The organism is Collinsella aerofaciens (genome assembly GCF_039062315.1).
GTDB lineage: Bacteria > Actinomycetota > Coriobacteriia > Coriobacteriales > Coriobacteriaceae > Collinsella > Collinsella aerofaciens_BG.
Genome location: NZ_JBCJBG010000029.1, coordinates 1 through 7,351 on the forward strand (window position 1 = coordinate 1; position 7,351 = coordinate 7,351).

General features: G+C 59.1%; 6 protein-coding genes. All 6 read left to right on the top strand.

The window, feature by feature from the left end:
* Positions 1-186: 186 nt before the first annotated feature.
* Genes acpS through tsaD form a run of 6 tightly spaced genes read left to right on the top strand, consistent with a single transcriptional unit; the run spans position 187 to position 7,010 of the window.
* A complete protein-coding gene (gene acpS / locus ABCP74_RS09250) occupies positions 187-726 on the top strand; it encodes a holo-ACP synthase (RefSeq protein ID WP_343001203.1) in 540 nt (179 codons plus the stop codon).
* Positions 727-2,343: an NAD(P)H-hydrate dehydratase gene (locus tag ABCP74_RS09255; RefSeq protein WP_082222952.1), complete on the top strand. Its 1,617-nt coding sequence runs from the start codon at positions 727-729 to the stop codon at positions 2,341-2,343.
* A gap of 2 nt (positions 2,344-2,345) precedes the next feature.
* A complete protein-coding gene (gene alr / locus ABCP74_RS09260; RefSeq protein WP_035137770.1) occupies positions 2,346-3,491 on the top strand; it encodes an alanine racemase in 1,146 nt (381 codons plus the stop codon).
* Positions 3,492-3,499: 8 nt separating this feature from the next.
* A complete protein-coding gene (locus tag ABCP74_RS09265; protein ID WP_006235848.1) occupies positions 3,500-4,120 on the top strand; it encodes a uracil-DNA glycosylase in 621 nt (206 codons plus the stop codon).
* Between the two features lie 12 nt (positions 4,121-4,132).
* Positions 4,133-4,639: a tRNA (adenosine(37)-N6)-threonylcarbamoyltransferase complex ATPase subunit type 1 TsaE gene (gene tsaE, locus ABCP74_RS09270; RefSeq protein ID WP_117735673.1), complete on the top strand. Its 507-nt coding sequence runs from the start codon at positions 4,133-4,135 to the stop codon at positions 4,637-4,639.
* A complete protein-coding gene (gene tsaD, locus ABCP74_RS09275) occupies positions 4,626-7,010 on the top strand; it encodes a tRNA (adenosine(37)-N6)-threonylcarbamoyltransferase complex transferase subunit TsaD (protein ID WP_343001202.1) in 2,385 nt (794 codons plus the stop codon). Before tsaE ends, tsaD begins: the two co-directional genes overlap by 14 nt.
* Positions 7,011-7,351 lie beyond the last annotated feature (341 nt).

The following is a 7,351-nucleotide window of genomic DNA, read 5'->3' on the forward strand; positions in this document are numbered from 1 at the left end:
GCGCCGCTGACCGGTGGACGGCACCGAGCCGTACGCTTGAACTGAGAAGGGGGAGGCCTCGCGGCCTCCCCCTTTTTGCGTTTACGGGCTTTTGTCTCACATAGTAGCTGTGTTTTATAACCCTCGTTTGTCGCATCTTCTGTGAACGGGCTACAATAACTTAGTCTGTGCGATATGGAGGTGAACATGGCTGAAGCTGGTATCGGCGTTGATATCGTCGAGATTTCCCGCATGAAATCAATTCTTGAAAAGACGCCGTCGTTTGCTCGGCGTGTGTTTACCGAAGATGAGCGTGCGTATTGCGATGCATCATCGCGTCCCGCTGCTCACTATGCGAGCCGCTTTGCTTCGCGCGAGGCGGTGCTTAAAGCTCTCGGCACGGGTTTTAGTCAAGGCGTTGGTCGCAAGGATGTTTCGGTAACGCGTGATAAACTCGGCAAACCGAAGGCGCTGCTTTCGGGCCGTGCACTCGAGATCGCTCATGAGCTTGGTGTTGTTGAGGTCGCTCTTTCCATTACGCTTACAGGAGACTTGGCCGTTGCGAATGCCATCGCGATTACCGAAGATGCTCGGCCTAAGCCAAAAGATGAAAAGGTGAGCACCAAGAAACGCGTTGCGCAGACATTTAAAGAGGCTCGCTCTGTTTTAGATGAGCTTGAGCAGCTGCAGAATTCAGCATTGACGGAGCACCTGGGCGATGCTTCGCAAGATACGCTAGGAGCATAGATGAAACCGGTTTTGAGTACCGAAGAAGTCGTTCGTCTCGAGGATATCATCGAACGCGAAGGGACTTCGAAGGCCGAGCTTATGGAGCTAGCGGGTGAGTTTGCCGCCAACGAGGTCTTGAAGCTCAATCCCGATCGGGTTCTCGTTCTGGTCGGTTTTGGTAATAATGGCGGCGACGGTTGGGTTGCCGCCGATATCCTGAGCCATAAGGGTGTGGACGTGGATATCGTTTCTCCGGTTGAACCGGATGAGATTCCTGCTGCTCTGGCACGTCATGTTGCTCGTCGTACTGCCGGCCGCGATGTGCACGTTTGCGTCGGCCCCTCGCGTGATGAACTCGAGGTTTTGATCGATAAGGCCGATGTTGTTGTCGATGCCATTTTTGGTACCGGTTTTCACGGGAATCTGCGTGCGCCGTTCTCCATCTGGATTCCTACGGTCAATGAATGCGCCGACTGTGTCGTATCCATTGATGTCCCCTCGGGCCTGAATGCCGAGACGGGCGTTGTTGATGACGACTGCATTCGTGCCGAGCATACGGTGACGATGATTGCGCCCAAGATTGGTTTGTATAGCGCCGATGGCCCTGAGTATGCTGGCGATTTGATCTGCGGCAATCTTTACGACCGTCTTGACGAGGTCATCGATGATGTCGACCACGCCGCCGAGATTGTCGAGCCCGGTGACTTAGTTGATTACTTTGCTCCACTACCTACGAATATCGATAAGTATTCCCGTGGCTCTGTGCTTATTGTCGCCGGATCTGCGCAATATCCTGGTGCTGCCATTATGGCGGCCAAGTCTGCAGCTCGCGCGGGTGCTGGTTACGTGGCAGTCGCGGCTCCTGACGCCTGCGCCAATCTTATTCGCATGGCACTTCCTTCGATTCCCGTCTTTGCTATTCCGTCTGATTCCCGCGGCTCCTTTGGCGCCGCTGCGCGCATGACGGTGTGCGAGATTGCAAAGAAGTACAGCTGCGTACTGTGCGGTCCCGGTATGACGACATCTGCCGGCGCTATGCAGGTGGTTTCGGGCTTGCTCGAGCTTGATGTGCCGCTTATTTTGGACGCCGATGCACTCAACTGCCTTGCTAAGATTGCCATTGACGGTATTGATAGTAATCCCGAGATGTATCGTCGCGAGCAGCCGTTGGTTATGACGCCGCACTATCGTGAGCTTTCGCGTCTGGTTGCCGGTGACGAGGTGAACGACCTTGGTACCGCGATTGCGGCCGCGCAGAAGGTTGTCTGGGCTGCAGGCTCCGACAATCTGGTGGTCATTGCCAAGGGGCCGACGACGGCTATCTGTGGCGTTGAGCGTGTGTTGCTGCCGCTCTCGGGTCCGGCTTCTCTAGCAACTGCCGGTTCGGGTGATGTTCTCGCGGGTATTTTGGCCGGCACGCTTGCCACCATGCGCGACGAGATGGATCGTTGGGAGTTGCTGTATTCGTACGCCGTCGCACTTCACAGCTACGCCGGTTTTGCCGCGGCGACGGAGTATGGTGAGAAGAGCGTTATCGCGACCGATCTTATCGACTTGATCGGTCCTGCCATGGAGCTGGCGGCAAAGGATGCGCTCGAAGATCTGGGAATCATGGACGAAGGGTCGGATGACTAATCATGAATAAAGCCGATTTGACGCGCTGGTCCTGGGTCGAGATCGACCGTGGGGCGCTCCGTCGTAACACGAGGGCCTACAAGAACTTGCTGAATCCACGTCAGCGCCTGTGCTGCGTGGTCAAGGCCGATGCTTATGGCCATGGAGCTGTTGAGTGCGCCAAGATCATGTATTCGGCCGGTGCCGACATGTTTGCCGTGGCGACGGTTAACGAGGGCGTTGAGCTCCGACAGGGCGGGATTACGAAACCCATCCTCATCCTAAGCGAGCCGCCTATCGAGGCCATTCCGACGTTGCTCGAGTTTGATATCATGCCCTCGGTCTATACGTCTGACTTTGCTCTTGCGTATGGCGAATGTGCCGTCGCGGCGGGCAAAGTGGGCAAGTATCATCTCGCCATCGAGACGGGCATGAATCGTATCGGCGTTCACTACACGCAGGTGCTCGACTTTGTCCGCGGTATAAATTTCCATCGCGGTATTCAGTGCGACGGCGTATTTACGCACTTCGCCACGGCCGATGAACCTTCGGGCTGGGACTACAAACTGCAGTGTCAGCGCTTTACCGAGGCCGTTCAGGCCATTAAGGATGCGGGCTTTGAGTGCGGTATCGTGCACTGCGCCAACACGCCGTCCTCGATGCTCGACCCTTCGATGCATTTTGATATGATTCGCGCCGGCGTTGGCTTGTATGGAATGCAGCCGTGCGAGCTGAGTGGCCGCGTGATGCAGCTTGATCCCGTTATGAGCGTCCATGCGCGTGTGACGCGCGTGGCACACCCTGCGATGGGTGAGGGCGTGGGCTACGGTTTTACCTACCGCGTACCGCGTACGCGCGTTCAGATCTGCACGCTGCCGATCGGTTATGCCGATGGCCTATCGCGTACGCTTTCCAATCGTATGGATGTGCTGTATCGCGGCGAGCGCGTGCATCAGGTTGGCAATATCTGCATGGACCAGTTTATGGTCGCCATTCAGTCCAACCCGGCACACGAGATTCCCGAGGCCGAGTATGGTGACGAGATGATTATTGTCGGCCGCGATGGCGATGCCGAGATCACTATGGACGAGATGGCCCGACTGCGCGGAACGATTAACTACGAGGTCGCCTGCGGCTTTGGCATGCGTCTCGACAAGGTCTACGTGTAGGAGCCGCTATGGGCGTCATGCACATCCCCGGCCATACCCATCAGGCACCACGTGAGGTCGCACTCGAGGAAATTGAGGCCGTTCTGGGCGATTGTCACCTCTGCCAGCTCTACCAGTCGCGTCACAATATCGTGTTTGGCGTGGGAAACCCCCGCGCTCGTGTGATGTTTATTGGCGAGGCGCCGGGCCGCAATGAGGATTTGCAGGGCGAGCCCTTTGTGGGGGCGGCAGGCGAGGACCTCAACGGCATTTTGTCGCTGGCGGGGCTCAAACGCGAAGACGTCTACATTGCCAACGTGCTTAAGTGCCGCCCGCCGGGAAACCGCAATCCACGTCCCGAGGAAGTGCTGGCTTGCTCGCCGTTTTTGCGTGAGCAGATTCGAAGCATCTGGCCCGATATTATCGTGACGCTCGGCAACCCCGCGACGCACTTTGTGCTTAAGACCGAGATTGGCATTACTAAGCTGCGCGGCAGGTTCCACCAGATGGGGCATTTTGTAGTAATGCCCACGTTCCATCCGGCAGCAGCGCTACGCAATCCGGCGTGGCAGGAACTGCTGGAGGAAGACTTTAAGATGCTGGGCGACTATCTGGAGCGACATCCCGCACCAGAGGACGCCTCGGAATAATAAGGAGCATATATGTCCCTGGAGCGCCTGGGGGTAGGTACTTACAAAACGACTTGCGCTGCCGATACGGAGTACTTTGGCGAGCTAATTGCACCGTGCCTTGAGGACGGCGATGTGCTCATCCTGACCGGTGGCCTGGGGGTGGGCAAAACTCACTTTACCAAGGGCGTCTCGCGCGGGCTGGGCGATGAGCATATGGTTACGAGCCCTACGTTTGCGCTCATGGCCGTTCATGATCAAGGCCGTATTCCGCTGTTTCACTTTGATCTATACCGTCTGGAGCATGCCTACGAGCTCGAGGATACGGGCATTTTCGATGTGCTGGGCTATGAGGGTGCTTGCCTGCTGGAATGGGGCGAACAATTCCAAGACGAGCTGACGGATGAGTATCTTTCGGTGACGCTCAAGCGTGATGAGGGCGACAGTGATGTGCGAACGATAACGCTCGAGGCGCACGGTGACCGCGCAATGGAGCTTTCCCATTTGATTGATAAGGCTGTACAAGATGAGCTTGCATAACGACAACGCGCTGGTGGTGGCGCTCGATACCTCGACCGACATGCTTGCCTGCGCGGCAAGCTGGATTGATGGGCAGACGGGCGAGACGAAGCTCGTGAGTGGCGACCACATGTGTCGCCGTCACGCCAACGTTGAGCTCGTGAATACCGTTGATGGCGTGCTGGCTCAAGTCGGTCTGGATCGCAGCGATGTTGGTTGCTACGTGGTCGGCCGCGGCCCGGGGTCGTTTACGGGTGTGCGCATCGGCATCTCCACTGCCAAGGGCCTCGCGCGCGGTGCCAATGTTCCGCTGCTGGGCGTGTCGACGCTCGACGCTTGCGCTTGGACGGCGTGGAAGGCTGGCGTGCGCGGCAAGCTTGGTATCTTGGCCGATGCCATGCGCGGTGAGGTATATCCGGCACTATATATGCTGGGCGATGAGGGTCCCGAGCGTCAATTTGAGCGCGAACACGTGGTCAAGGCCGCCGTGGCGCTCGATGAGTGGCGCCGAGCAGCGGACTGGGACCAGGTTCAGCTGACCGGTGACGGTCTCGTGCGCTATGGCAAGCTGCTGGGTGAGGACGAGACCGCCCGCTGCGTGGAGCGCGACCTGTGGTGGCCTTCGGGCGAGGGCTTGCTGCTCGCGCACGCTGCGGGTGACGGCGATCCGGCTCGCGTCCTGCCGATTTACACGCGCCTTTCGGATGCCGAGGAAAACGAGCGCAAGCGTCTTGGTCTTGCCGAGAGTGCGCAGAGCGAAATTACGGGCGTTGCCGATGAGCTCGCCGGTCGTCATCTGCAGTTCCGTCCCATGGGCGCGGCGGATGCCGAGGGCGCGAGCGCGCTAGAGGCTGCCTGCTTTGAAGGTGCCGGACACGAGGCGTGGACGCCGGGCATGTTCCTGTCCGAACTGGGCGAGGACGTCGCTGCGCCGCGTAGTTGGTGGGTGGCACACGACGACGGCAAGCTACTGGGCCTTGCCGGCGGTATGGTCGTGGACGGTGATGTGCAGATTCTGGATGTCGCCGTCGACCCGGCACATCGCCGTGAGGGCATTGCCCGCAAGCTGCTGTCGCATGTGAGCTATGATGCCCAGATGCTCGGCTGCACCACGGCTTCGCTCGAGGTCGAGGACGGCAACGAGGGAGCGATTGCGCTCTATAACGCTCTGGGCTTTACCGAGGCTGGCCGTCGCCGCGGCTACTATGGTGCCGGCAAGGACGCCATCGTCATGACGGCCCCGCTGCCCCTGGTACTTCCGGTCGACAATGCTTCGCCCGAGCCGACGGCGGCAGAGCAGCGCGTGTGGCCGCTGCCTGCGCCTGGGCGCTCCGAGGGGGAGCGTGCCGAAATTGAGCGCCGCCGCCTAGTGCTCGCTATCGAGAGCTCCTGCGACGAGACGGCCGTGGCGATTATCGATGCGGATGGCAATATGCTGGCCAACCAGGTGTCAACGCAGATTGATTTTCACGCCCGCTTTGGCGGCGTGGTGCCCGAGATCGCCTCGCGCAAACACGTCGAGGTGATTGTGAGTGTCGTGGATGCGGCGCTCGAGGATGCCGCAGCATCGCTTGGTCTTGAGGATGGAGCCATTGCCCCCAGCGAGCTTGCCGCCGTGGGCGTGACACAGGGCCCGGGCCTGGTGGGCGCGCTCGTGGTTGGCGTCGCCTTCGCCAAGGGCTTTGCCTACGCTGCCGGCAAGCCGCTCGTGTGCGTCAACCATCTGGAGGGGCACCTGTTTGCCAACCTGCTGGCGCAACCCGACCTCAAACCGCCGTTTATCTTCACGCTTGTCTCGGGTGGGCACACCATGCTCGTGCACGTGAAGGCGTGGGGCGACTACGAGGTGCTCGGTGAGACGCTCGACGACGCTGTGGGCGAGGCCTTCGACAAGGTAGCCAAGGCATTGGGTCTGGGCTATCCCGGTGGCCCCATCATTTCCAAGCTGGCCGAGACGGGCAACCCCAAGGCGATCGATTTCCCCCGTGCGCTTAACAGCAGAGGAGACTATCGCTTCTCGCTTTCGGGCCTTAAAACCGCTGTGACGCTCTACATTGAACAGGAGACCAAGGCCGGGCGCACGATTCACCTGCCCGATCTGGCGGCTTCGTTTGAGGCAGCTGTCTTTGACGTGCAGTACAAGAAGGCCAAAAACGCACTGCACGCTACCGGATGCAAGGAATACTGCATCGGTGGCGGCGTCTCGGCCAACCCGCATCTGCGCGAGATGATGATCAAGAAGCTTGGACGTCAGGGGATTCGCGTAACGGTGCCGCCCTTGTCTGCCTGTACCGATAACGCAGCCATGATCGCGGAGGTCGCTCGCCGTAAATTCGACCGAGGTGAAATCTCGCCGTTCGACGTCGACGCCGATCCAAACATGACGCTGTAGCTGGTACGGCGCGGTCCCCGGACGGAGGGGCCGGATATAAGGTTTCCTGCTCTACAGTCCTGCGCAAGACGAAGGCCACATTAAGTGGCCTTCTTTGCGTGCGGAACTCGCGATAAACCTTATATCCGGCCCCTCCGCCCGGGGACCTTTCTGTATCGATATAGCTTCTGGGCTGGTTTGGCGTCGACAACGTCCAGCAAGGTTAACAAGCCAGCGTCGAATTTCCGGCGTTCTTTAGCTGAAAGAAAAAGTTGGTGTGCGGAGCTTTGCTCCGCACATTTGGGATGGGAGCCCCTCGGGAGCGGGCGGGCGTATACAAGGTTTATCGCGAGTTCCGCACG